The organism is Micropruina sp. (genome assembly GCF_047602385.1).
In the GTDB taxonomy this organism is placed as follows: Bacteria; Actinomycetota; Actinomycetes; order Propionibacteriales; family Propionibacteriaceae; genus Micropruina.
Window position 1 is genome coordinate 494,051 of record NZ_JASGHL010000001.1, and the last position, 24,707, is coordinate 518,757.

Genomic DNA, 24,707 nt, shown 5'->3' on the forward strand with positions numbered 1-24,707 from the left:
CCCGGAGCTGGACCTCGAACTCCTCGGGCTCCGTGGTCAGCCCTCGTACCGGAAGAAGACGGCACCCAGCGGCGGCACCGTCACGGTGGCGGCGGCGTCCCAGCCGTTGAACTGTTCCTCGTGTGCCTCGACTTGGCCGAGGTTGCCGTGCGAGTCGGAACCGTCGTAGATACCGGCGTCGGAGTTCAGGATCTCCTTCCAGACGCCGGCCTTGGGCAGCCCGATCTTGTAGCCGTGCCAGGGCTCGGAGGAGAAGTTCACCAGCACCGCGATCTGCTCGCCGTCGCCGTCGGTGCGAAGCCAGCTGAACGTGTTCCCACTGGCGTCGTCGGCGTTGATCCAGCGGAAGCCGGCCGGGTCGGAGTCGAGCTTCCACAGCGCGGGATGCTTGGTGTACAGCTCGTTGAGGTCCTTGATCAGCCGCTGCAGGCCGTGGTGACCCCACAGGTCGGAGACCCACCACTCCAGCGAGGTCGCCTCGTTGAACTCGGTGCGCTGGCCGAACTCGCAGCCCATGAACAGCAGCTGCTTGCCGGGAAAGGCCCACATGAACGAGTAGAAGGCGCGCAGGGTGGCGAACTGCCGCCAGGGGTCCTGCGGGATCTTGTTGATCATCGACCCCTTGCCGTGCACCACCTCGTCGTGGCTGATCGGCAACACGAAGTTCTCCGAGTACTGGTAGACCATCGCGAAGGTCATCTCGTGGTGGTGGTACTGGCGGTACACCGGCTCGAGCGCCAGGTAGCGCAGCGAGTCGTTCATCCAGCCCATGTTCCACTTGAAGCCGAAGCCGAGCCCGCCCTGGTCGACCGGCTTGGTGACGCCGCCGAACGACGTCGACTCCTCCGCGATCATGCACACCCCCGGCACCCGCTCGTAGAGGTGCTTGTTGACGTAGCGCAGGAAGTCGATCGCCTCCAGGTTCTCGTTGCCGCCGAACTGGTTCGGCACCCACTCGCCGTCCTTGCGCGAGTAGTCGAGGTAGAGCATGGACGCCACCGCGTCCACCCGCAGCGCGTCGATGTGCATCTCGGTCACCCAGTACAGGGCGTTGGAGACCAGGAAGCTCTTCACCTCGTTGCGGCCGTAGTTGAAGATGTAGGTGCCCCAGTCCATGTGCTCGCCCTGGCGCGGGTCGGCGTGCTCGTAGAGCGCGGTGCCGTCGAAGCGGCCGAGCGCCCACTCGTCCTTGGGGAAGTGCCCGGGCACCCAGTCCAGGATCACGCCGATGCCGGCCTGGTGCAGCCGGTCGACCAGGTAGCGGAACTCGTCGGGCTTGCCCAACCGGGACTGCGGTGCAAAGTAGTTGGTCACCTGGTAGCCCCAGGACGGCTCGAACGGGTGCTCGGTGACCGGCAGGAACTCGACGTGGGTGAAGCCCTGCCAGGTGACGTACTCGACCAGTTCCTCGGCCAGGTCGAGGTAGGTCTTGCCTTTGCGCCACGAGCCCAGGTGCACTTCGTAGATCGACATCGGCGACTCGTGCGGACGGGTCGCCGCGCGCTGGGTCATCCACTCGTCGTCGGCCCAGCCGTACTTGCTGGTGTAGACGATGGAGGAGTTGGCCGGTGCCTGCTCGGCGAAGAACGCCATCGGGTCGACCTTCTCGCGCCAGACCCCGTCGGCGCCGAGGATGTTGTACTTGTACAGGGCGCCGTCGCCCACGCCCTCGACGAACAGCGCCCAGACCCCGGACCCGGGAACCAGCTGCATCTGATCGCCGGTCCACCAGTTGAAATCGGCGTTGAGCCGGACGGCCTGGGCGTTGGGAGCCCAGACCGCGAACCGGGTGCCGTGGATCTCGCCGCGCTCGTCGTCGTGCAGCGTGACCGGGTGCGCCCCGAGCCGGCGCCAGACCTCGGTGTCTCCGCCGCTGTGGAATCCTTCGAGATCCCAGCCGGCCAGGCCGCCGTTTGGATCGTGTGCCATCAGTTCTCCTCTTGGTTGTGCGTAGCGGACAGCGCCGTCCGTCCTGCGACATCGCGGACCGCACCGAGTGGGATGTGAACCCATGCGGGTCTATTGCGTGTTTCGTACACCACCTCGTAGATCGCCTTGTCGAGCTCATAGGCGTCGAGCACCGAGGCCTCGGGTACCGCATCCTCGCAGTACCCGTCGAGGAAACCTCGGCGCGCCGACCGGCACCAGGCGCGGGCCTGGCTGGAGGTGGGATCTGGGTGGGCTCCCCGCACGTAGTCGAAGGAGCGCAGCATGCCGGCGACGTCGCGCCACACACTGTCGGGTTGCCGGCGCTCGGCCAGCGGCTTGAGCGGCTCGCCCTCGAAGTCGATGATCGTCCAGCCGTCGGGGGCGTAGAGCACTTGGCCGAGGTGGAAGTCGCCGTGCACCCGCTGGGAGGCCAGCTCGATGCCGGCCAGGCCGCGGAAGACCGCCTCGGCCGAGTCCCGGACGGCGGACAACTCGCCGACCTGGGTGGCCGCCGCGTCCAGCCGCTGGAGCATCGTGGCGGCCAGCGCCGTCCCGGAGCCGGCCGAGGTGCCGAAGGCGGACGCCAGCCGCGCGTGCACCCGGGCCAGTGCCCGGCCCAGGCCGGCCGCCTCGGCCGCGATGTCGCGGTCCTGACCGCAGGCCTCGCAGGCCCACTCCCAGCCGTCCCGGACACCCTGCACGCGTTCGACGAACATGCCCAGATCGGCCAGCTGACCGTCCGGCAGCTCTCCGACCAGGGTGCCGTACAGCGCCGGGGTGACTCCGGAGCCGTTGAGCGCGGTGAGCACCTCGACATCAAGATTGCGGCCGGCCTCGACCTTGCGGAACAGCTTCAGCATCCGGTCCGCGCCGATGCAGAGCGTGGTGTTGCTCTGCTCGCCCGGCCACACCCGGGTCGGCTCGGTCGGCACGATCGCGGTGGCGTCGATCCACTCCATGGCCGGGTGGGCCGGATCGACCAGTGCTTCCAGCAGCGCCCGCAGACACTCCTGGTCGGCCGTTGCGTCGACGACCCGGACCGGGCCCCAGCCGGGGTCGTCCACCTCGGCGACGACCGCCGGGGAGTCCTGGTCGGTGTAGCCGGCCAGGAGGGCGTAGTGCTCGCGGCGACCGTCGCTGTAGCCGATGGTGGCGATCTCCGCCCGGACGGCCGGCAGCCGCTCGGGCGCAGTCAGCCAGGGCTGCGGGGTGAGCGACTCCAGACGTCCCGCCAGCCCCTTGCCACCGAACCAGCGGGCCGCCGAAATCAGTCCCCACCAGGCTGCGAGCGGCTGTTCGGTCACCGGTTCATCCTGTCAGGAAAGCGTCCCGCGCAACAGCGCCCCACCGATCCGCGACGCCTCAGGACGCGCTCCGCACATGCAGGATGTGTGCCGGCGACCCGGGGCTGAGCCGGACGAAGTTGCGTTCGCCCCAGGTGAAGGTGGCGCCGGTGAGCTCGTCGCGCAGGTTCACCGAGGACGCCCCGGGCAGCCCGAGCGCAGCCAGGTCCAGGTAGACGTCGGACTCGACGGTGTTGTCCGGATCGAGGCTGCAGATCACGATCACCACGTCGTCGCCGTCCTGCTTGGAGTAGGCGATCACCCCGCCGTGCGGGGCGTGGTGGAAGTGGATCCGGCGCAGCTGCTGCAGCGCGGGATGGGCGTTGCGGACCGAGTTGAGGGTGCCCATCAGCAGGTTGAGGTTCGGCTGGGCGTCGTAGTCGCGGGGCCGCAACTCGTACTTCTCCGAGTTCAGGTACTCTTCCCGGCCGGCCGCCAGCGCCTCGTGCTCGAACAGCTCGAAACCGGAGTACACCCCCCAGGTCGGCGACAGGGTGGCCGCCAGGATCGCCCGGATCGCGAACATCGCCGGATTGCCCGACTGCAGGTGGAACGGGTTGATGTCGGGGGTGTTGACGAAGAAATTCGGCCGGTAGAACGACGCCATCTCGGTGGACAGCTCGGTGAGGTACTCCTCGAGCTCGTATTTGGCCGTCCGCCAGGTGAAGTAGGTGTAGCTCTGGTGGTAGCCCACCTTGCCCAGCGCGTGCATCATCTCGGGCTTGGTGAACGCCTCGGCCAGGAAGATCACATCGGGGTCGGTCTCGCGCAACCGGTCCAGGATCCAGCCCCAGAACTCGACCGGCTTGGTGTGCGGGTTGTCGATCCGGAAGATCCGGATGCCATGGCTCATCCACAGCTTGAACAGCCGCAGCACCTCGTTGTAGATGCCGGCCGGATCGTTGTCGAAGTTGATCGGGTAGATGTCCTGGTACTTCTTCGGCGGGTTCTCGGCGTAGGCGATGGTGCCGTCGATCCGGGTGGTGAACCACTCCGGGTGCTCGGTCACCCACGGGTGGTCGGGGCTGGCCTGCAGGGCGAAGTCGAGCGCCACCTCGACGCCCAGCTCTTCCGCCTTGGCGACGAAGCGGTCGAACGACTCCCAGTCCCCGAGATCGGGGTGGATCGCGTCGTGCCCGCCGGCCGCGCTGCCGATCGCCCACGGCGAGCCGGGGTCTTTGTCGGTGGCGTCCAGGGTGTTGTTCTTGCCCTTCTTGAACGCGTTGCCGATCGGATGGATCGGCGGCAGGTAGATCACGTCGAAGCCCATCGCGGCGGCCGCCTCCAGGCGGCCGTGCGAGGAGTCGAAGGTGCCGGACGTCCAGGTGTCGGTGGCGTCGTCGTAGCTGGCTCCCTGGGAGCGCGGGAAGAACTCGTACCAGGACGAGAACAGCGCCCGGCGGCGGTCCACCCAGAGCGGGAAATCGGCGGTCGGCGAGACCAGTTCACGCGGACCGTACTTCTTCATGGCCACCGCCAGCCCGGCCCCGTTTGCCACCTCGAGCAGGTCGGACGCCGGACGCTGCGGGATCAGCAGCTGCGACGTGGCCCGCAGAATGGACGCCTCGATCGGGTCGCCGGCCTCGTCCGCGATCGCGGCGGTGCGCTCCAGCAGGTCGCGGCCCTCCAGGCAGACCAGCTCCACGTCGACTCCGACGGCGAGCTTGGCCTCGGCGTTGTGGTGCCAGGTGCCCCAGGGGTCGGACCAGCCCTCGACCCGGAAGGTCCAGGCGCCCTCGGCGTCCGGGCGCACCCAGGCCTCCCAGCCGTCCAGGCCGGCCGGTTCGGTGGCGGTCATGTCGACCCGGGTCTCCACGCCGGCCGGGCTGGTCAGGATCACCGAGGCGTTGACCGCGTCGTGGCCTTCGCGGAACACCTTGGCGCGAATCGGGATCAGTTCGCCGACGGCGGCCTTCGCGGCGTAGGCGCCGCCTTCGATCACCGGCGAGACCTTGGCAACCGGGATCCGGCCGAAGCCGAACGGGCCGGTCATGGTGGGGGACAAGTCAACCTCGAGGGGGGCATCAGCGCCCGCGTTCGTCAGTTCGCTCACGCGGGCCAACCTACCGGCTGACCCCCGGCCAGTGCTGCACCCCGGAGCCGAACAATCCGCACTCCGGTACGAAGCTCAGGCTTGCTCGCCGGATCCCGGCCCGGTCGGGGCCGGTTCACCGGCTCCGGCCTCGGCGGGCAGTTCGCCGGCTTGTGGGTCCTCGGCCGCCAACAGCTGCGGGTCCGGGCTGGCCGGCGATGCCGCGACCGACCGGGGATGATTGAGCACCTGTCCGCGCAGCACCACCACCGTCTGGCCCGGAACGCTGATCGTCGCCCCGACCCCCAGCGGCCGGTGCGGCAGCTCAGTGTCCAGCCCGGTGTGCGCGGCGACCTGCCAGCCCACCGACCAGGGCTGCCCGGGCAGCGTCAGCTCGATCGGGGCGTCCCCGCCGTGCACGAAGATCAGGAACGCCTCATCGACATCGCAGACGTACTGGCCGAGCGTGCGGCGACAGTGATCGTGCCAGTTGTCGATGGTCATCTCGGTGCCGTGCTCGGAGAACCAGGCGACTTCGGAACGGCCCAGCCCGATGCCGGCGTCGTCGCGCACCTCTTGGTGGGTCCGGAAACATCGGTTCCGGAGCACCGGGTGCTCGGCCCGAAGGCGCAGCAGCTTGCGGGTCAGCTCGGTCTGCCCGCCCCACTCCTCACCGGTGTGCCAGTCCACCCAGGAGACCGGGGAATCCTGGCAGTAGGCATTGTTGTTGCCCTGCTGGGTGCGGCCCATCTCGTCGCCCGCGGTGATCATCGGCACGCCGGCCGACAGCAACAGCATCGCCATCATGTTGCGGGCGGTGCGCTGCCGGGCCGCGTCGATCGCGGGGTCGTCGGTGTCGCCTTCGTAGCCGTGGTTCCAGGACCGGTTGTCGTCGGTGCCGTCACGGTTGCGTTCGGCGTTCGCCTCGTTGTGCTTCAGGTCGTAGGTGACCACGTCGCGCAGGGTGAAGCCGTCGTGGGCGGTGACGAAGTTGATCGAACTGGACGCCGGGCGTCCGCCGTGGTCGAAGGTGTCGGTCGAACCCGACAACCGGGTCGCCAACTCCTGGACGCCGTGGGTCGCGCCCCGCCAGAAGTCCCTGGTGTAGCCGCGGAAGTGGTCGTTCCACTCCGACCAGCCCTGGCCCCAGCGTCCGACCTGATAGCCGTAGGGACCCAGATCCCACGGTTCGGCGATCATGATCGTGTCGGCCAGCACCTCGTCGGCGGAGATCCAGTGCTTGAACGGGTGATCCTGCCGGACGTGATGCTCCGCGTCGCGGATCAGCGTGGTGCACAGATCGAAGCGGAAGCCGTCCACGCCCATCTCGGCGACCCAGTAGCGCAGTGAATCGAGCACCAACTGCAGCACCCGCGGGTTGGAGGTGTCGACGGCGTTGCCGCAGCCGGTCACGTCGTAGTCGTTGCGGTTGTCGCTGGTCAGCCGGTAGTAGCCGCCGTGGTCGATGCCCCGGAAGGAGAGGGTGGGGCCGTCGTGGCCGCCCTCGCCGGTGTGGTTGTAGACCACATCGAGGATCACCGCGATGCCGGCCTCGTGCAGCTTGCTGACCATGTGCTTGAACTCGGCGACCTGGCCGCCCAGGGTGCCGGCGGTCGCGCTGGCGTAGGGCGCGTGCGGAGCGAAGAAGCCGAGGGTGTTGTAGCCCCAGTAGTTGACCAGTCCGCGCCCGACCGTGAACGGTTCGGAGACGAAGTGCTGCAGTGGCAGGAACTCCACGGCGTTGATGCCGGTTTCGACCAGGTGCCGGACGACGGCGTCGTCGGCGAAGCCGGCGTAGGTGCCGCGCAGCCCCTCGGGCACCTCGGGGTGGCGTTGGGTGTAGCCCTTGAGATGAGTCTCGTAGATCACCATCTCGTCCAGCGGCAACCGGTTCGCCAGCGGGGTCGGCGGCGGGGTGTCAGCGACCACCACGCTGAGCGGGACGGCGCCGAAGGAGTCGGTAGTATCGCTCTCGAAGTTGGACGTGGTGGTGTGGTCGCTGATCGGGCCGCGGTAGTCGACGTAGCCGGTGATGGCCCGCGCATACGGATCGAGCAGCAGCTTCGCCGGGTTGAACCGCCGGCCGTCCTCAGGGTTCCACTCGCCGTGCACCCGGTAGCCGTAGCGCTGACCTGCGCCCACGCCCGGCACGAAGACGCTCCAGATGCCCTCGTCGGTGTTCAGCCTGAGATCGACGTTGGTCTGATGCTCGGCCGCGTCGACCAGTGCCAACTCGACGCGTTCGGCGCGCGGAGCCCAGAGGGCGAACTCGGTGCCGTTGTCGCGCATGTGCGCGCCGAGGGGAACGCTGGTGGCCGGTGCGCTGGGCACGGGCTCGGACATAGGCTGCCTTCGATTCGATGGACGGACGCGCCGCGATCCGGCGAATGAAACCGCCGCCGCGGAGTATCGGGTTCATATAGTGCCGTAAGTAGGTGACGAAGCAAGCATCGTCCGGCTGCCGCGGGAGCCGGCGGCGAGGAGGCGCGATGGCCGAGCGGGTCTACCTGGACCATGCCGCCGGCGCACCGCTGCTGGCCGAGGCGGCCGAGGCGATGGCCGCGGTCTGGCGGCAGCCCGGGAACCCGTCTTCGCTGCACACCGCGGGACGGGCGGCGCGGCGCTCGCTGGAGGAAAGCCGGGAGTCACTGGCCGAATGCCTGGGCTGTTTGCCGACCGAGGTGGTCTTCACCTCAGGTGGGACGGAGGCCAACAACCTGGTCCTGCTGGGGGCCGCCGGCGCACGGACCGAACGCCCGCGGCTGGCGATCGGCGGGGGAGAGCATCCTTCGGTGGCCGGTGTGGTCGAACGGTCGCCGGGCCGGGTGGACGTGCTGCCGTTGGCGCCGTCCGGGCTATTGGCCGAGGGGTCCGAGGCGATGATCCGCGCACAGACCGCGCTGGCGTCGGTGATGCTGGTGAACAACGAGACCGGTGTGGTGGCCGACCTGGCGCCGGTGCGGGACCGGGCCGCTGAGGTGGATGCCTGGGTGCATACCGACGCAGTCCAGGCTTTCGGGCACCTGCCGCTGGACTTCGGGACGCTGGGCGTGGACGCGATGACGGTGACGGCGCACAAGATCGGCGGCCCGGTCGGGATCGGGGCGCTGGTGATCCGCCGGGAGTTGACCTTGGCCGCGCCCGGGTTCGGCGGCGGGCAGGAACGCCGGGTTCGCTCCGGGACCGCAATGACGGCCCTGGCTACGGGTTTCGCTGCGGCAGCGCGGGTGGCGATGGGCGATCTGGAGACCGAGTCGGCGCGGCTCGAGGGGTTGCGTGAGTCGCTGTCGCGGGGGATCGTCGCGGGCGTCGGCGACGTCCGGTTGAACGGCGCGCAGCCGGTTAGCCCGGCGATCCTCAACGTGACTTTCACCGGTTGTCGCGCCGACGACCTGCTGCTGATCCTGGACGCCGCCGGCATCGACTGCTCCACCGGCTCGGCCTGCACCGCCGGCGTCCATCAGCCAAGTGAGGTGCTGCTGGCGATGGGCCGGACGGCGGACGAGGCGTCCGCTTCACTGCGGTTCTCGCTGGGACGCGGCACCGATGCCGCGGCGATCGAGAGGCTGCTCGCGGTGCTGCCGGACGCCGCGGAGCGGGCTCGCGCGGCCTTCGGATAAGCGTCGGCCAGTAATTCACATCGTGATGAGATCGTTATCAACGGCGCCGTTAACCCCCCGCCGGTGAGCACGGCCGCGACGTCCGGAGGCGAGGTGCATCCGGAAGCGTGCGAACGTCCGGCAACCCAGGTTTGTAGACTGCTCCGGTGCGTGTTCTGGCAGCCATGTCCGGCGGCGTCGACTCAGCGGTGGCGGCCGCGCGGATGGTCGACGCCGGACACGACGTCACCGGCGTCCACCTGGCCCTGTCCAAGAACCCGCAGACCTACCGGTCCGGAGCTCGCGGCTGCTGCTCGCTGGAAGACTCGCACGACGCCCGCCGCGCCGCCGATGTGCTGGGCATCCCGTTCTACGTGTGGGACTTCTCCGACCGCTTCGCCGCCGACGTGGTGGACGACTTCCTGGCCGAGTATTCCGCCGGCCGGACGCCCAACCCCTGCCTGCGCTGCAACGAGAAGATCAAATTCGCCGCCGTCCTGGAGCGCGGCATCGCGCTCGGCTTCGACGCCATCGCCACCGGCCATTACGCGGTGCTGCGCGAGTCGGACGACGAGACTCAGCTATGGCGCTCGGCCGAGGCGGCCAAGGACCAGAGCTACGTGCTCGGGGTGCTCGACCAGCGGCAGTTGAGCCGCTGCCTGTTCCCGCTCGGCCACGACACCGCCAAGGCCGACGTCCGTGCCGAAGCCGCGGCACGCGGCTTGTACCTGGCCAAGAAGCCGGACAGCCACGACATCTGCTTCATTCCCACCGGTGACACCGCGGGCTTTCTGAATCGCCATCTCGGCTCGACGGCGGGCGAGTTCGTCGATCTCGACGGCGAGGTGGTGGGCGCCCACGCCGGCAGCCACCAGTTCACCGTCGGGCAGCGACGTGGCCTGCATCTGGGCGTCCCGGCGTCCGACGGACGGCCGCGCTATGTGCTGGGCATCGAGCCGGTCGGTAACCGGGTCGTGGTCGGACCGCACGAAGCGTTGGCGATCAGCCTGATCGAGGGGATCCGTCCGACCTGGACCCAGCAGCCGGTGTTCGGGCCGTGGCGCGGTCTGGTGCAGTTGCGGGCTCACGGCGAGCCGCTGCCGGCCACGATCGACGGCCGCCAGGACGGCATCACCGTCGCTCTGGACGCCGCTGCACACGGCATCGCCCCTGGTCAGGCGGTGGTCTGCTATGCCGGCGACCGGGTGGTCGGCTCGGCCACCATCGCCGCCACCGGGCGCTGACAGTGGTCGGTTTCACCGGGGTCGGGTCTCTGCCCGGCACGGACTATCCGGCTGCCGTCCGGTTGGTGATGGACGTCCTGGGCGCCGACGGCGGCATCCCGCACCTGCCCGAGCTGCCGGCTCGTGGGCCTTGGGCGTCCCTGATCGGACGCGGCACCGCGGTGCTGACCGAATTGCCGGCCGAGTTGGTGGCGGGGGAGTGGCGGCTCAGCGACCATCCCGGCATCGACCAGCGGCGTGCTCAGGCCACCCTTCGTGACGATCTGGACCGGTTCGAGGAGGACGCCCACGACTACGCCGGCACGGTGAAGCTGCAGGTGGTCGGCCCCTGGACGCTGGCCGCGTCGATGTTCCTGCCGCTGGGCGGACGGGTGCTCGGCGACCGCGCCGCCCGGCGCGACCTGGCCCAGTCGTTGGCCGACGGGGTCGGTGACCTGGTGGCTCAGCTGCGACGGCGGCTGCCGTCCGCGACGTTGGTGTTGCAGGTCGATGAGCCGTCGCTGCCGGCGGTGCTGAACGGGGCGGTGCCGACCGAGGGCGGCTACTTCCGGCACCGGGCCGTGCACCCGCCGGAGGTCGCCGAGGCGCTCCGGCCGCTCGCTGAGGCGACGGCGTCCGGGGTGCTGCACTGCTGCGCACCCGGTCTGGGTGTGGATCTGGTGCGGGCGTCCGGCTTCACCGCGGTGTCTGTCGACCAGGAGTTGATCACCGACATCGATGCCGTGGCCCAGGCCGTCGATGAAGGGCTCGGACTGTATCTGGGCTGTCTGCCGACATCGGGCCGGACGCGGACCTGGACGCCGGATGCCCTGGTCACCAGGGTGTTGGGGTTGCTGCGGCCACTCGAACTGGGTTCGGCGCTAGCGGACCGCCTGGTGCTCGCCCCCGCCTGCGGACTGGCCGGCTTCTCCGCCCGCCAGGCGTCGACGGCGTTGTCGGCGCTCCGCCGGGCGTCCGAGCTCGTGGACGATGCGCTGCGGCAGTAGCGCGAGGAGGTCGCCCGTCACTGGATAAACAAGGATCCGGATCGGGCGGGTCTGTCCCGGCCCGATCCGGATCGTTGTTTGCGGTCGGTGACTGCTGGACCGTCTCGAACAGGTTCTCGGCGACGGCGAGCAGTTCGAGACAGCTCAGCTTTCAGTTCGGGCTGGATGGTGGCCGCCGCACGGTGACGTCGCCCGTGGCGTCCGCTCCGTTCCCCCGTGGGAAGAGCGAGTCGATGTCCACGGTGCCGTGCAGATGGGCGGTGAATACCGCGTCACCGGCACCCTCGGCGACGTAGCTGAACCGCAGGTCGCGAACCTCATCGGGCTCGAGCACGTTGTTGGGCTCGGACGGCGTGTCCTGCAGGAAGAAGGCGAACAACTCATCGTGCGTCGAGCCGGGCTCGACGGTGGGCGTGTTCCGGTCCCCGGTCAGCCGGTAGGTGATGACCAGCCCGGGCTCGGCCTTGATGGTCGCGACGTCGGCGTCGCTGGAGAACAGGTGCAGCGTCCAGCTGGTCAGACGCACCGCGCCGTTGGTGACGCGCACCGAGAACGTCCCCTCGTCGCCGGGCACCAGGTTGCCGGTGACCCGGTTCAGTGTGATCTGCACGGAGTCGAGGTAGTCGCGGGTCAGCTGAGGAAGGTCGATCAGACGCAGTGACCCGGGTGGCAGCGGCGGCAGGGGATCGGCGGTGCGTTCATCGAGCGAGGTGGACATGATGGGCTCCTTGGGTGGTGGATGGTTCCTCCCCGATCGGGGAAGTCGGTGGGGTTGGGCGGACGGCGCCGTGTTGGCTGGCGCCGACGGGGCTGCTCGGGGTCGCGGGAGCACCCAGGTAGCGGCTGCAGCGGTTGCGTACCTCGGGGTCCGCGAAGACCGCGGCCGCGTCGGCCAGCATGCCGCCGACCAGGGTGGACGCCCGGGCCAGCACCGGATCCTGCAGGGCTCCGACGCGCAGGGCGACGGTCATGGCCCAGCGGGCGTCGTCGGCCCGGTACGGCTCACCCGCGGCCTGCGCCCGCAGCTCGGCGACGCGGTGCCGGGTCAACCAGAGCGACGAGTCGACCCAGCCCGCGACCCGTTCGGCGTAGCCACTCTGGTAGCGGGCGAGGGCCTCGGGCACGTCGTCGGCAGCACGGATGCTGTCGCGCAGCGTGACGGCACTCAGCGCTCCGATGGTGACACCGCGTCCGAGCAGGGGATTGGTCACCGTCTGGGCGTCGCCCAGGGCGACGAGCCGGCCGACGGCGGCTGGCCCGGCCTCTGCGGGAACCGCGTCCGCGGCGGAGTGCACCAGAACGCCGGAGACCGGCCGGCCGTGCTCGGCCCAGGCCCGCCCGACGACGGTGGACTCGACCGCGGCGTGCCAGGCGTCCGGGTCGCGCAGCGCACGCAGCGCCCTGTCGTCGGCCGTGGCGGCCACCACGATGGCGAACCGCCGGTGTCCGGTCGGCAGGGTCAGCAGCGACCACGACGGATGGTGGGTCAGGATGGGGCCGGCCTGCGGCAGGGGGCCGCCCGGATCCTCGAAGTGGCGGCAGAAGAACGTCAGCCGAGGGCCGAGGCGGCGCTGCTGGGGTGGGATGCCGTAGGTGTCGTGCAGCCAGCCGGGAACCGGCGAGTGCCCTCCGCCTGCGTCGATCACCAGGTCCGCGGGCACGTCATCGTCCTCGGTGCGCAGCCCGCCCAGGCATCTTTCCCCGCGCGGGGAGGGCAGCACTCCGGTGGCTCGGGTCGCGAAGCGGAACCGGACGTTCGGATCTCCGGCCGCGAGGTTGCTGAGCACCTGCTCCAGCACCGCCCGGCCGACGGCCACGGTGCCGAACCAGTCGTCCCCGGCGCGCGCGGCACCGGTCGTGCCGGGCTCCTGCAGGTGCAGCAGGTTGACAGGACGGGCACCAGCCGTCAGCAGGGCCGGCACAAGGTCGGGCAGGGCCGCATCCATCTCGTGGCGCCAGCGCGGCAGCAGCACGTGCGGCAGCCCGAACTGGCTCACGCCGGGCCTCGGGGTTGCGGAGCCGTCTTGGCACCGTCGGGCGTCGGCCTCGCACACGGTGACGCGGTGACCGTCACGGGCCAGCAGCAGCGCGGCGGTCAGGCCGGTGGGTCCGGCGCCGAGAACGGCGATGTCGAGTGGTCGGTGAGTCATCGGAAAGGCTCCTTCGGTCAGCTCCACGATGCGACCGATCGGTGCTCACCCTCCAGGCCGGTCTCTGCTCAGTTTCTGCTCAGTCCTGGCTGCGCTGACGGCGCCGATCTCGACCGCCCACAGCACGTCGCACAGCCGTTGGACCGCCTGACCGAGGTGTCGCCGGTAGGTGCTGAACGGCAGATCGAGCAGCTCGGCCGCCGCCTCCTGGGACGGCGCGCCGCGCAGGTAGGTGCGTTCCAGCACCCGGCGATGCTCCGCCCCCCGGGGCTCGCTCGACAAGCCCGCGATCGCGGAGATGAGCACATCGGCCAGGTCGTCGGGCTCGCCGGCGCCGGCCAGTGCGGTTCCGAGCAGCGGCGAGCCCGCCAGCACGTCGGGACGCCGAAGCGCGGTCAACGCGGCCCGCACGGCCCGGTCGAAGTCGGCACGGCCGAGCGGGGCGGGCTTGAGCAGCTCGGTAGGCGGCGGCCCGCTCTCGCCGCTCAGCTCGCGCTGCGCCATCATTTCGAACATGCCGTCGACGTCGAGGCGCCGGCGGTCCCAGCCCCAGCCGCCGACCGGACCGTCGCCCAGGTCGAGGGTGAGCATGTGCCGCATGCCCAGGTACTCGAAGAACGGCCCGTAGTGCTCGGGGGCCGGCGCCACCAGGAACGTCCACGCGGCCGTGTGCCGGCGCCACTCGAACGCGTTGGACGTGCCGCTGACCAGCAGCATCAGTGGATCGGTCAGGCTCCCCTCGACGCCACCGAACCGGTTGACGTGAATACGTTCGCCGGGGCGCAGCGCGCCGTGAGCGTCGACCAGGTGCCAGATCGCGCTGGCGACCGGGTCGTCGAGGTCGTCGGGCGGCGCGTCGAGGTAGCCGTGATAGGCGAAGGCGCGCGGGCCGCCGGGAACGACGATGCGGTAGCCGCTGCCGGCAACATCGGCGAACCATCGCTCGGCCAGCCGGGCGGTCCGCTCGCCCTGAGTTCGTTGCAGCAGGTCCAGCATCCAGCCGTGATCGGCCGCGGTGGCCCGCTCCACCGGCGGCACCGTCGCGGACGGCAGATCGGCGACGTCGCGGCCGAGCGGACTGCGCCGGTGCAGCAGCAGGATCTCGGTGGCCGCCCGCAATGAGTGCGGCTCGCCCGGGTCGTCGACGCGCTGGGCGAAGTACTCCCGAACCGTGCGGTGCAGCCCGAGGTACGCCTCGGGCGAGCGATGCCGGAACTCGGCCTCGAAGAGTCCCCGGACCACGTCGTGCAAGTACAGGCCGAACGGGCCCTGCCGCACGTAGGGACGCGCCGCCAGCCAGGCCCAGACCGGCTCGGCGTCGTCGCCCACGGTCCGCCGAAGCAGGTCCTGGGTCGCCTGCGCCGCATGCGCGCAGGTGGCCAGTCCGAGGCGGTGGGCCGGGGTGGGCACGTCGTCCATGATCCGGGCACAGAGCCTGCTCACCACGTCGGGGGCGTCGGCGAAGTCGGCGAGCCCGGGCCGCCGCCGGCTCGCCTCCGCGAGCAGCACCAGCACCAGTGGATGACCCGTGGACAGCCGGATCAGCTCGCTGCGGGCCGTCTGCGGCACCCCGAGCCCGCCGAGCAGGCTGTCGCTTTCGGCCGCATCGAGGGGTTCGAGCTCGTGGGTAGCCGCCAGGGCTCGCCAGCCGGCGTCCAGCCACCAGCCGTCGGACGGCGGGGCGCGTCCGGCCAGTACGGTCACGGTCTCGGACGGCAGCGTGGGCAGGAAGACGGCTCGGAACCACTCGTCCAGCGGCGTCAGCAGCTCGTACCCGTCGATCAGCAGCAACGTCGGGGTCTCTGCGCCGGCCGCCGGCTGGTACCAGCGCATCACCGAGTCGGGCGATCCGACCACGTCGCGGGCGTCCAGCCGCAGAACCGTCCGGGTCGCCGCGTGACCCACCCGTTGTGCGGCGTCGAGCAACGAGGTCTTCCCGATGCCGCCGGGGCCGTGCACCAGATGCACCCGGTGCGGCTGAAGGCCGTCGACCGAGCCCTTGATGGCCGCCAGCGGGGCGGCGCGGCCGACGAACCCGGCGGCGCGAAGCCGCTCCAGACGCTCACCCCAGGCCGCGTCAGGCACGGTCGGCGTCCGGCGGGTGCCGCGCGATCCCACCGCCGAGGACGGACGTCGGCGTGCCCATCGGGCCACACTATTCGCGGCCCGCCCGGGGTGTCGACGGGTCACGACCGGTCACGCCGCGGGACGCCTCGGCCCTCCGGTCCGTCGTCTGCCTATAGTCCCGGCATGATCATCTGGCGTGGCTGGGGCATTCTGGCGATCCTGATCGGCGGCGCGGCGGCCGGGCTGGGTGCGGCGATGTCGGTCGGAAATCGTGCGCTGACTCCGATCCTGGTCGGGTTGATGCTGATCGCCGGCGGCGTCGGCACCTGGTTCCTGGGTAACCATCTGAACCAGAAGAAGCCGATCGCCGAGTTCGACAGCTGGTACGCGCGTCGCCGCGACGAAGTGGCGGCCCAGGTGCGCGGGGGTGCCTATCACAACGTGGCCGACCCGCAGCGGCCCGGGCAGGCGGCCGACCCTTGGGCGGTGGGCGAGTACGTGCTGCAGCAGGAGAGCGCCAAAGTCCGGGCCGCGCTCACCAACCGGCACTCGCTGTTCTTCATACCGCTGCAGTATCTCGGCTTCGTGATGGGGGCGATCGGCATTGTGGTCATGGTGGCAGGGTTGTTCCGGGGCTGAGATCTCCATCCCCCTTGGGTCCCGAATGCAGGTGTGCCAGGTTCAGCATCGTCCAACGTCACCGGGATCATCACCCGCACGCAACGCGGAGGGCCGAAACGACGCGTTCGCTGCTGCGGCATTTCATGAGCTATCGACGCCCTATTCTGGGCCGCCCACTCCGATGCACCGAGACTGTCGGTATTATCGCCTATCTGGTCGTGTGTTTCCTCGCTCTGGAGAGCAGTGATCAGGGGTTCCTAAAGACTTCCCGAGGCATCTGGACGGGCGTCTCTGCAAGGGAGTACCATGCCGCGGCAGAGGAGGAAATATGCTTGCCGCAAACCAGGTGCCAAACCGCTGGACCGACCGCATCAGCCCCGGCTTTGTGGTGATCGTCCAGATCATTGTTTTCGTCCTTCTGCTGGCCTCCGTCCTGATTTCGAACGGGATTCCGCCGCGGCCGTGGGTCCCGAGGTACGCCTTCGAGCAGGTCCTACCGCTCTGGGTGCCGTGGGCAGGCGCACTTGGCGGCATGACAATCAGTCTCGTCGGGGTCGCGCGCCACAACCACGAATGGAATGCTCCGCTGTACGGCGTCTGGCACCTGCTGCGTCCATTGCTGGGTGGAGTGTCCGGAACTGTGGCAGTGCTCACTCTCTTGTTCGTACTGCGCACTCTGGAAGCTACTCCCGACAATAGCAATACAACACCTTCGTCGATTGCGGTGATGGTTGTTATCAGCTTCGTCGTCGGATATCGAGAAGAAACCTTCCGAGAACTGATCAAGCGTGTCGTCGATGTGATCCTGTCGTCGACCGAGAAGTCCGAACCCGACAACAACCTTGCGCTGGCGCCGGCTGTGCTCCTAATCCCTTACAACGGGAACCAGAACGGCGAGGCTTCCGCCTATCTGACAAATATCGGCACAACAGAGTTGGCGCTTGCGGATGCCGCCGTTACCGTCACCGCGCCGTGTACGGCAGTGCTGGCCGATAGCGCGCCGATGGCGCCCGGCGACACCCGCGCGATAACCGTGAGCTATCCGGCGGGCCAGGCAGCGACGTACACGGGCAGGTTGACCGTCTCGTCGGGTGGCCACACCTGTGTTGTGACGATACGGACGAGCGCCGTGCTTCCGCCTGCTGTCTAGGCCGAGTTGGAATCGGCGGACGGTGCGGTTGCGATCGCCGCGTGTGGCATCGATTCCGCGCTGGCGGTGCGTCGCTAGCACACCATCCTCCATGAGCGGCAGCTCCTCCGGGCTTCGTCAGTTCTGCAACCTGCGGGCCAACTGGGTCATGCCGTCCGGATAGAGGGGCGGGTTGCTGTCGGCCAGGTCGGCGAGCCGGTACCAGCGAGCGACAGAGTCGTTGTCGAGCACCGGGCGGCTGGCGGCGAACGGCATCAACTCCAGTTCGGCACAGCGGACGGCGAATACGTGCACGATCTCATGACCGGGTGCGCCGGCGAGGTCGAACAGATTTTCCGTCACGGCGAGCAGTTCGGCTGGTCAGCTCGACACCCAGCTCCTCGCGAAACTCGCGCCGCAACGCTTGTTCCGCACGTTCGCCGAACTCGATTCCCCCGCCGATAGCCCGGGCGAAACGGTGATGACCAGGGACGACCGCATGCTCCTCCGCCAGCACCCGACCGTCCCGAACCACCAGCCCGACGGCGATGTTGCGAATGCGTGGAGTCACCCGGCGACCCTAACCGAGCGGGCCGGTCTCTTGCCGGCCGGCATCTCCCGCTGTCGTGCCGTAGGTGGCTTGTCCGGGGGCGGCGATGTCGAGATCGCTCGCCGGTGGTGGGATCGCCGTCCGATTTCGGGTCGTGACACGAAATTGGCGAGCTTTCCCCGCATCGGGTGGCGATGTCGAGATCGCCGACCAGCCGGCAGCTGCGCAGCCAGCCGGTTGGGCTGTGGGTGCCGGAGAAGGGTGGGCTGACCGGCCGCTGCGCGAACCGGCGATCCGCTCATCGAGCGCGCCAGTTGATCTGGTGATTGGACGGGCCGGTTCCCTGGAGTGTCGGTCCCGCCCGGTAGATTTCGCGTCGTGATCGCAGACGACGTCCGTGCCCGGCACGCCGAACTCTCCCAAGAGATCGAGGAGCACCGCTTCCGCTACTACGTGTCCGATGCACCGACGGTCAGCGACGGCGACTTCGACGTCCTGATGCGCGAGCTCGAGGCGATCGAGGACGCGCACCCGGAACTGCGGACGCCCGATTCGCCGACCCAGAAGGTCGGCGGTGCGCCGTCGGCCACCTTCAGCGCGGTGTCCCATCTGCGGCCGCTGATGAGCCTCGACAACGTGTTCTCCGAGGAGGATTTCCGGCGCTGGGCCGACCGGGTGACCAAGGACGTCCCGGTCACCGGCTGGCTGTGCGAGTTGAAGATCGACGGCTTGGCTCTCGACCTGGTGTACCGCGGCGGACGGCTGGCCAGCGCTGCCACCCGCGGCGACGGACGGGTGGGGGAGGACGTCACCGCGAACGTGCGCACCATCGCGTCCATCCCGACCCGGTTGAGCGGAGAGGTACCCGACGTCGTCGAGGTCCGTGGCGAGGTGTTCATGCGTCCGGAGGACTTCACCACCCTGAACGAGGGGCTGGTGGCGGCCGGCAAGGCCCCGTTCGCAAACCCGCGCAACTCGTCCGCCGGCTCGCTGCGGCAGAAAGATCCGCGGGTGACGGCGTCGCGGAAGCTGCGGTTCCTGTGTCACGGTCTCGGTGAGGTGTCCGGGCTACCCATCGACAGCCAATCGCACGGCTACGAGCTGTTGACGAGTTGGGGCTTGCCGACCTCCGACCACTATCGGGTGGTGCCGAGCGTCGACGAGGCCTGGGCCTACATCGCCCACTTCGGTGAACACCGGCACGGGGTCGAGCATGAGATCGACGGCGTGGTGATCAAGGTCGATGATCGCGAGCGGCAGGACCAACTCGGCTCCACCTCACGTGCGCCGCGCTGGGCGATCGCCTACAAGTACCCGCCCGAAGAGGTGACGACAAAGCTGCTCGAGATCCGGGTGAACACCGGACGCACCGGCCGGGTCACCCCGTACGCGGTGATGGAGCCGGTGTTCGTGGCCGGCTCCACGGTCGAGCAGGCAACCCTGCACAACGCGTCCGAGGTGAAGCGCAAAGGCGTGCTGGTCGGCGACACCGTCGTGCTGCGCAAGGCCGGCGATGTCATTCCCGAGATCCTCGGACCGGTGGCGGCGCTGCGTGACGGCACCGAGACCGAGTGGGTGATGCCCACCCATTGCCCCGCGTGTGGCAGCGAACTGGCGCCCGAGAAGGAGGGGGACGCCGATCTGCGCTGTCCGAACACCCGCTCGTGTCCTGCTCAACTGCGCGAGCGACTGTTCCATCTGGCGTCCCGGCAGGCGCTGGACATCGAGGTGCTCGGCTGGCAGGCGGCCGACGCGCTGCTCAGCGCTGGCCTGCTGGCCGACGAGGGCGACCTGTTCGCTCTGGACGCCGAGAAGCTCGTCACCGTGCCGATGTTCACCCGCGGTCCGCGCAGGGGTGAGGACGCGGGCGGACGGTACCTGTCGGCCAACGGCGAGAAGCTGCTGGCCAACCTGGCCGAGGCGAAGAGGCGTCCGTTCGCCCGGTTCCTGGTGGCGCTGTCGATCCGGCACATCGGCAAGGGAGTGGCGCCCGATGTGGCGGCCGCCTTCCCCGACATTGAGGCGCTGCGGTCGGCGTCCGAAGAGGAACTGGGGGCGGTCGAGGGGATCGGCCCGACGCTGGTGGCGGCGATCCGGGACTGGTTCACCGTGGAGTGGCACACCGAGATCGTCCGCAAGTGGGTGGAGGCCGGCTGCGTGCTGGCCGACGAACCCGTCGACGGCGGGGACGATCGGCCGCAGACGCTGACCGGCCTTTCGGTGGTGGTGACCGGGTCCATTCCCGGCTACACCCGGGACAGTGCCGCCGAGGCGATCACGTCGCGCGGAGGGCGCTCAGCCGCCTCGGTCTCCGGCAAGACCGACTTCGTCGTGGTCGGCGAGAACGCCGGCTCGAAGTATGACAAGGCGGTTGCCCTGAAGCGTCCGATCCTGGACGCGGCCGGTTTCGAGGTGCTGCTATCCGAGGGACCCGACGCCGCCCGTGCGGTCGCCAAGGAGTCCTAGGCGCAGTGTCGCTGCTCGGGCCCGACTAGACTCACCGCCGTGGAGGGCCTGAACAGCGAGCTGAATCTCAATGCCGGCGCGCCGCCTCGGGTGTGGCCGAAGCTGGGCGAGTGGGGACCGGCAGATGTGCCGTCCACCAGGCAGAAGAAGCGTTTGCGCTGGTGGGTGTCGCTCGGGTTCGTGGCAGCCGCGGCGGCGCTGTTCGGCTACGGCTGGTACATCTTCACGATGATGAGCGGTTCCGGCTGACCGGGCCAGCGGTTGTGCCGCGAGTGCAAACCCCGGCACAACCGCCACCGATGGCCCCCGATCCTCGGTTCACCGTTCGACAGCCGCGCGTACTGCGGGACGGCGACGCGCAGTCGTTGCACTTCTGCGTCCGCGGGCCCCAGGGGCCGACTAGCGGCTATCAACCGGTGACGATCACTTTAGCACACCTAAGTTTCTTTGTTGCGGTACTCAGGTGGCTAGTGCAGCGAGGTGCCGCAGCCGGGCCAGTTCCGATTTGAGGAACGCCGGGCCACCCTTGCGGGCCACCACCAATGCCGTCCGGTGCTTGAACGGCGCGGTCGCGACCAGGGTCTCGGGCCAGCCGGGCAGCCAGCCGTCCGGGAACTCGGCGCATCCGGAGGCATCCAGTCCGCCGAGGGCGGACACCGGCAGACGATCCACGGCCGGCGCCATCGGCGTGCGGGTGATCACCTGGCCGTTCATCCGGTCGACTTGGGCGGCCCAGTTGACCCGGAAGACGGTCGGGGCGGCAAGGGTCAGGATCGCCTCAGCCTTCTCGGGACTCTCCGTCATCTCGTCCAGCACCGCGACATCGGCCTGCAGCCCCCAGCCCTCGGGGTAGTGCGCGAACCAGAGCACTGTCACACCGGAAATGCTGGTGCAGGCGGTGATCAGCGCGTCCGGCAGAGTTCCGACCGGGACCTCGACCATGAAATCGTCGACCGCGAAACCCTCGTACTTTTCGACGATCTCGACCGCCTGAATATCGGCACCGCTGGTACCCATGGCAGTTGCGACCGCGCCCAGCGAACCGGGTCGATCGGGTAGGGCCACGCGCAGCAGGAACACCCCGTCAGTCTTTCGCAAATTTGTTACAGATGCTCGTATCTGCCTCTCCGTCGGTGATTCGCGACCGCCTGCTGCGAGGTCTTCGGCGGTTCAAGATCGGGCCTGCACCGCAGGCCGCCACCACTACGATGGGCCGCCTCAGACGAGCGCGAGGAGCAACGGTGGCCCTGACCACAGCAGAGGTAACCCGGCTGGCCGGGCTGGCTCGGATCGAGCTGTCGCCCGACGAGGTGGCGCGACTCGCACCGCAGTTGGAGGTCATCCTGGACGCCGTGGCGCAAGTCACCGAGGTAGCCGGGGCGGACGTCGCGCCGATGTCCCACGCGCTGCCGCTGACCAACGTCTTCCGGGCCGATGAGGTGCGCCCGTCGCTGCCGGTCGAGCAGGTGCTAGCCGGAGCACCGTCCGTCGAGGACGACCGTTTCCGAGTGCCCCGGATCCTCGGGGAGGAGCAGTGAGTGAACTCCTGACGGCCGGTGCCGCCGAACTGGCCACCCGGATCGCGTCGGGGCAGGTGAGTTCCCGCGAAGTCACCCAGGCTCACCTGGACCGGATCGACGCGGTGGACGGCGACGTCCGCGCCTTCCTGCACGTGGACGGCGAGCGTGCTCTGGCCGCCGCGGACGTGATCGACGCGAAGCGATCCGCCGGCGAGGAACTGGGGCCGCTGGCCGGCGTCCCGATCGCGGTGAAGGACATCTTCTGCACCAAAGGGGTACCGACCACCGCAGGTTCCCGGATTCTCGAGGGCTGGCGTCCGCCCTACGACGCCACGGTGACCCGGCGCGTCCAGGACGCCGGCCTGGTGATCCTCGGCAAGACCAATCTGGACGAATTCGCGATGGGCTCGTCGACCGAGAACTCGGGCTACTTCACCACCCATAACCCGTGGGACCTGGAACGCATCCCCGGGGGCTCGGGCGGTGGTTCGGCGGCCGCGCTGGCCGCCTTCGAGGTGCCGCTGGCGCTCGGCACCGACACCGGCGGCTCGATCCGGCAGCCGGCGTCGGTCACCGGAACGGTCGGGGTGAAGCCCACCTACGGGGGCACCTCCCGGTACGGGGTGATCGCGATGGCGTCCAGCCTGGATCAGCCGGGTCCGTGTGGCCGCACCGTGCTCGACACCGCGCTGCTGCATCAGGTGATCGCCGGCTGGGACCCGATGGACTCGACCTCGATCGACGCGCCGGTGCCGGACGTGGTCGCCGCCGCCCGGCGGGCCGACGTCCGCGGCATGAAGCTGGGCGTGGTGAAGGAACTGGGTGGCGAGGGCTACGCACCCGGTGTCGAACAGTGCTTCCGTGAAGCGCTGGCAGCCCTCGAGGACGCAGGTGCCGAGATCGTCGAGGTGTCCTGCCCCAACTTCGGCTACGCCCTGGGCGCCTACTACCTGATCATGCCCAGCGAGGTGTCTTCGAACCTGGCCCGCTTCGACGCCATGCGTTACGGCTTGCGGGTCGGGGACGACGGCTCGGCGGGCGCCGAGGAAGTGATGGCCCGCACTCGTGGCACCGGCTTCGGTGCCGAGGTGAAGCGGCGGATCATCATCGGCACCTATGCGTTGAGCTCGGGCTACTACGACGCCTACTACGGTTCGGCGCAGAAGGCTCGGACGCTGATCGCCCGCGACTTCGAGGCGGCGTTCGAGACCGTGGACGTGCTGGTGTCGCCGTCCACCCCGTCGACGGCGTTCCGGATCGGCGAGCGCAGCGATGACCCGCTGGCCATGTACGCGGCCGACCTGTGCACCATTCCGTCCAATATGGCCGGCAACGCCTCGGGCTCCTTCCCGTGCGGGCTGGCACCCGAGGACGGCTTGCCGGTCGGTTTCCAGGTGATGGCGCCGGTGCTCGCCGACGATCGGGTGTACCGGGTGGGCGCCGCACTGGAGCGGGAACTCGCCGGCCGCTGGGGCGGGTTGCTCACCGACCAGCTCTGGGCGCGCGAGAACGGGGGAGCGCTGTGACTCTGATGGCCTACGAGGACGTGCTGGCCGACTATGACCCCGCGTTAGGGCTGGAGGTGCATGTCGAGCTGAACACGGCGTCCAAGATGTTCTGCGGCTGCTCGACGGCCTTCGGCGCGGCGCCGAACACCCAGACCTGTCCGGTCTGCCTCGGCCTGCCCGGCGCGCTGCCAGTGGTGAACGCCAAGGCGGTCGAATCGGTGATCCGGATCGGCCTGGCGCTGAACTGTTCGATCGCGAAGTGGTGCCGGTTCGCCCGGAAGAACTACTTCTATCCCGACATGCCGAAGAACTTCCAGACCTCGCAGTACGACGAGCCGATCTGCTTCGACGGTTGGACGGAGGTCGAGGTCGACGACGTGACCTACCGGATCGAGATCGAGCGGGTCCATATGGAGGAGGACGCCGGCAAGCTCACCCACGTGGGGGGATCGACCGGACGGATCCAGGGCGCCGAATACTCGCTGCTCGACTACAACCGGGCCGGCGTCCCGCTGATGGAGATCGTCACCAAGCCGGTGCTGGGCACTGGGGCGGCCGCGCCGAGGGTGGCCCGGGCGTACATGACCCAGTTGCGCGAACTGTTGCGCGCCCTCGGTGTCTCGGACGTCCGGATGGAGCAGGGGTCGCTGCGCTGCGACGCGAACGTGTCGCTGGCGCCGTCCGGTTCGGACGTGCTGGGCACCCGCACCGAGACCAAGAACGTGAACTCGCTGCGCTCGGTGGAGCGGGCGCTGACCTACGAGATCCAGCGGCAGGGTGAGGTGCTCGCTTCGGGCGGACGCGTCCATCAGGAGACCCGGCACTGGCATGAGGACGACGGCTCGACCTCGCCGGGACGCTCCAAGGAGCAGGCCGAGGACTATCGATACTTTCCTGAGCCCGACCTGGTGCCGGTGGCGCCGGCGCCGGAGTGGGTGGAGGAGTTGCGGCTGACCCTGCCCGAGCCGCCGGCACAGCGACGGCGCCGGCTGGTCGCGGCGTGGGGTTTCACCGAGTTGGAGATGCGGGACGTGCTGGGCACGGGTTCGCTGGACCTGATCGCCGAGACCGTGGACGCCGGCGCCGCGCCGTCGGCCGCCCGCAAATGGTGGTCGGGGGAGTTGGCCCGGCGCGCCAATGCCGCCGGGGTCGAGCTCGAGGACGTCGGCATCACCCCTGGCCAGGTGGCTGAACTGCAGGCCCTGATCGAGGCCGGCACGATCAACGACAAGCTGGCCCGCCAGGTGATCGACGGTGTCCTGGCCGGCGAGGGCTCGCCGTCCGAGGTGGTCGAAGCGCGCGGCCTGGCCGTGGTGTCCGACGACGGTGCCCTCACCGCGGCGGTGGACGCCGCGATCGGCGCCAACCCGGACGTGGCGCAGCGCATCCGTGACGGCAAGGTCCAGGCCGCCGGCGCGCTGATCGGTGCGGTGATGAAGGCGATGCGTGGTCAGGCCGATGCCGGACGCGTCCGCGAGCTGATCCTGGAACGCCTCAGCTAACCTCCGGGGACGGTTCTTTCGGTCACTGGGGACGGTTCTTTCGGTCACTGGGGACGGTTCT

20 protein-coding genes are annotated in these 24,707 nt (G+C 69.4%); 10 read left to right on the forward strand and 10 right to left on the reverse strand.

Annotated features, from left to right (window positions below; genetic code table 11):
* Positions 1-36: 36 nt before the first annotated feature.
* From glgB to glgX, 4 genes are all read right to left on the reverse strand, one after another.
* Positions 37-1,929 (reverse strand): 1,4-alpha-glucan branching protein GlgB, encoded by a 1,893-nt coding sequence (gene glgB / locus QM711_RS02275; protein WP_415096091.1) that lies wholly within the window; start codon positions 1,927-1,929, stop codon positions 37-39.
* Positions 1,929-3,233, reverse strand: a complete 1,305-nt coding sequence (locus QM711_RS02280) for a phosphotransferase (protein ID WP_415096092.1) — start codon at positions 3,231-3,233, stop codon at positions 1,929-1,931. Before QM711_RS02280 ends, glgB begins: the two co-directional genes overlap by 1 nt.
* 58 nt (positions 3,234-3,291) lie before the next feature.
* Entirely contained in the window at positions 3,292-5,265 is a 1,974-nt protein-coding gene (locus QM711_RS02285) for an alpha-1,4-glucan--maltose-1-phosphate maltosyltransferase (protein ID WP_415096864.1), read from the reverse strand.
* Between the two features lie 135 nt (positions 5,266-5,400).
* Positions 5,401-7,647 (reverse strand): glycogen debranching protein GlgX, encoded by a 2,247-nt coding sequence (gene glgX / locus QM711_RS02290; protein WP_415096093.1) that lies wholly within the window; start codon positions 7,645-7,647, stop codon positions 5,401-5,403.
* A gap of 146 nt (positions 7,648-7,793) precedes the next feature.
* Between glgX and QM711_RS02295 the strand changes: the two genes are divergently transcribed.
* The 3 genes from QM711_RS02295 (at position 7,794) to QM711_RS02305 (ending at position 11,133) form a co-directional block, all read left to right on the forward strand.
* Entirely contained in the window at positions 7,794-8,924 is a 1,131-nt protein-coding gene (locus tag QM711_RS02295; protein ID WP_415096094.1) for a cysteine desulfurase family protein, read from the forward strand.
* Between the two features lie 146 nt (positions 8,925-9,070).
* Positions 9,071-10,147, forward strand: a complete 1,077-nt coding sequence (gene mnmA, locus QM711_RS02300; protein WP_415096095.1) for a tRNA 2-thiouridine(34) synthase MnmA — start codon at positions 9,071-9,073, stop codon at positions 10,145-10,147.
* Positions 10,148-10,149: 2 nt separating this feature from the next.
* Positions 10,150-11,133 carry a methionine synthase gene (locus QM711_RS02305; protein ID WP_415096096.1) on the forward strand — a complete coding sequence of 328 codons (984 nt, stop codon included), beginning with the start codon at positions 10,150-10,152 and terminating at the stop codon, positions 11,131-11,133.
* 151 nt (positions 11,134-11,284) lie between these two features.
* On the opposite strand, the gene QM711_RS02310 is transcribed toward QM711_RS02305, so the two are convergent.
* From QM711_RS02310 to QM711_RS02320, 3 genes are read right to left on the reverse strand one after another with little or no spacing between them, the layout of a single operon-like run.
* Positions 11,285-11,851, reverse strand: a complete 567-nt coding sequence (locus QM711_RS02310) for a hypothetical protein (RefSeq protein WP_415096097.1) — start codon at positions 11,849-11,851, stop codon at positions 11,285-11,287.
* Positions 11,832-13,283, reverse strand: a complete 1,452-nt coding sequence (locus tag QM711_RS02315; protein WP_415096098.1) for an FAD-dependent oxidoreductase — start codon at positions 13,281-13,283, stop codon at positions 11,832-11,834. Before QM711_RS02315 ends, QM711_RS02310 begins: the two co-directional genes overlap by 20 nt.
* Before the next feature lie 45 nt (positions 13,284-13,328).
* Entirely contained in the window at positions 13,329-15,368 is a 2,040-nt protein-coding gene (locus tag QM711_RS02320) for a hypothetical protein (protein WP_415096099.1), read from the reverse strand.
* Between the two features lie 165 nt (positions 15,369-15,533).
* Between QM711_RS02320 and QM711_RS02325 the strand changes: the two genes are divergently transcribed.
* Both QM711_RS02325 and QM711_RS02330 read left to right on the forward strand, forming a co-directional pair.
* Positions 15,534-15,989, forward strand: coding sequence for a hypothetical protein (locus tag QM711_RS02325; RefSeq protein ID WP_415096100.1), 456 nt, complete (start codon positions 15,534-15,536; stop codon positions 15,987-15,989).
* Positions 15,990-16,299: 310 nt separating this feature from the next.
* Positions 16,300-17,121, forward strand: coding sequence for a hypothetical protein (locus QM711_RS02330; protein ID WP_415096101.1), 822 nt, complete (start codon positions 16,300-16,302; stop codon positions 17,119-17,121).
* A 117-nt stretch (positions 17,122-17,238) separates the two neighbouring features.
* On the opposite strand, the gene QM711_RS02335 is transcribed toward QM711_RS02330, so the two are convergent.
* Complete coding sequence (locus QM711_RS02335) at positions 17,239-17,463, reverse strand: hypothetical protein (protein ID WP_415096902.1); 225 nt, start codon at positions 17,461-17,463, stop codon at positions 17,239-17,241.
* Positions 17,420-17,671, reverse strand: coding sequence for an NUDIX domain-containing protein (locus tag QM711_RS02340; protein ID WP_415096102.1), 252 nt, complete (start codon positions 17,669-17,671; stop codon positions 17,420-17,422). The genes QM711_RS02335 and QM711_RS02340 overlap by 44 nt, the downstream gene beginning before the upstream one ends.
* Positions 17,672-18,028: 357 nt before the next feature.
* On the opposite strand from QM711_RS02340, the gene ligA reads away from it, so the two are divergent.
* Positions 18,029-20,116, forward strand: a complete 2,088-nt coding sequence (ligA, locus tag QM711_RS02345) for an NAD-dependent DNA ligase LigA (RefSeq protein ID WP_415096103.1) — start codon at positions 18,029-18,031, stop codon at positions 20,114-20,116.
* Between the two features lie 39 nt (positions 20,117-20,155).
* Entirely contained in the window at positions 20,156-20,365 is a 210-nt protein-coding gene (locus QM711_RS02350) for a hypothetical protein (protein WP_415096104.1), read from the forward strand.
* A gap of 210 nt (positions 20,366-20,575) precedes the next feature.
* On the opposite strand, the gene QM711_RS02355 is transcribed toward QM711_RS02350, so the two are convergent.
* Positions 20,576-21,196 carry an amino acid-binding protein gene (locus tag QM711_RS02355; protein WP_415096105.1) on the reverse strand — a complete coding sequence of 207 codons (621 nt, stop codon included), beginning with the start codon at positions 21,194-21,196 and terminating at the stop codon, positions 20,576-20,578.
* 161 nt (positions 21,197-21,357) lie between these two features.
* Between QM711_RS02355 and gatC the strand changes: the two genes are divergently transcribed.
* Genes gatC through gatB form a run of 3 tightly spaced genes read left to right on the forward strand, consistent with a single transcriptional unit; the run spans position 21,358 to position 24,646 of the window.
* Entirely contained in the window at positions 21,358-21,654 is a 297-nt protein-coding gene (gene gatC, locus QM711_RS02360; protein WP_415096106.1) for an Asp-tRNA(Asn)/Glu-tRNA(Gln) amidotransferase subunit GatC, read from the forward strand.
* Entirely contained in the window at positions 21,651-23,162 is a 1,512-nt protein-coding gene (gatA, locus tag QM711_RS02365) for an Asp-tRNA(Asn)/Glu-tRNA(Gln) amidotransferase subunit GatA (protein WP_415096107.1), read from the forward strand. The genes gatC and gatA overlap by 4 nt, the downstream gene beginning before the upstream one ends.
* 5 nt (positions 23,163-23,167) lie before the next feature.
* Entirely contained in the window at positions 23,168-24,646 is a 1,479-nt protein-coding gene (gene gatB, locus QM711_RS02370) for an Asp-tRNA(Asn)/Glu-tRNA(Gln) amidotransferase subunit GatB (RefSeq protein WP_415096109.1), read from the forward strand.
* Positions 24,647-24,707: the final 61 nt, after the last annotated feature.

What these genes read in the sequence shown, in the direction of transcription:
- glgX (WP_415096093.1), bottom strand. Translation starts at nt 7,647, where the DNA reads ATGTCCGAGCCCGTGCCCAGCGCACCGGCCACCAGCGTTCCCCTCGGC.
- QM711_RS02310 (WP_415096097.1), bottom strand. Translation starts at nt 11,851, where the DNA reads ATGTCCACCTCGCTCGATGAACGCACCGCCGATCCCCTGCCGCCGCTG.
- QM711_RS02295 (WP_415096094.1), top strand. Translation starts at nt 7,794, where the DNA reads ATGGCCGAGCGGGTCTACCTGGACCATGCCGCCGGCGCACCGCTGCTG.
- glgB (WP_415096091.1), bottom strand. Translation starts at nt 1,929, where the DNA reads ATGGCACACGATCCAAACGGCGGCCTGGCCGGCTGGGATCTCGAAGGA.
- QM711_RS02285 (WP_415096864.1), bottom strand. Translation starts at nt 5,265, where the DNA reads ATGACCGGCCCGTTCGGCTTCGGCCGGATCCCGGTTGCCAAGGTCTCG.
- QM711_RS02325 (WP_415096100.1), top strand. Translation starts at nt 15,534, where the DNA reads ATGATCATCTGGCGTGGCTGGGGCATTCTGGCGATCCTGATCGGCGGC.
- QM711_RS02315 (WP_415096098.1), bottom strand. Translation starts at nt 13,283, where the DNA reads ATGACTCACCGACCACTCGACATCGCCGTTCTCGGCGCCGGACCCACC.
- gatB (WP_415096109.1), top strand. Translation starts at nt 23,168, where the DNA reads ATGGCCTACGAGGACGTGCTGGCCGACTATGACCCCGCGTTAGGGCTG.
- QM711_RS02330 (WP_415096101.1), top strand. Translation starts at nt 16,300, where the DNA reads ATGCTTGCCGCAAACCAGGTGCCAAACCGCTGGACCGACCGCATCAGC.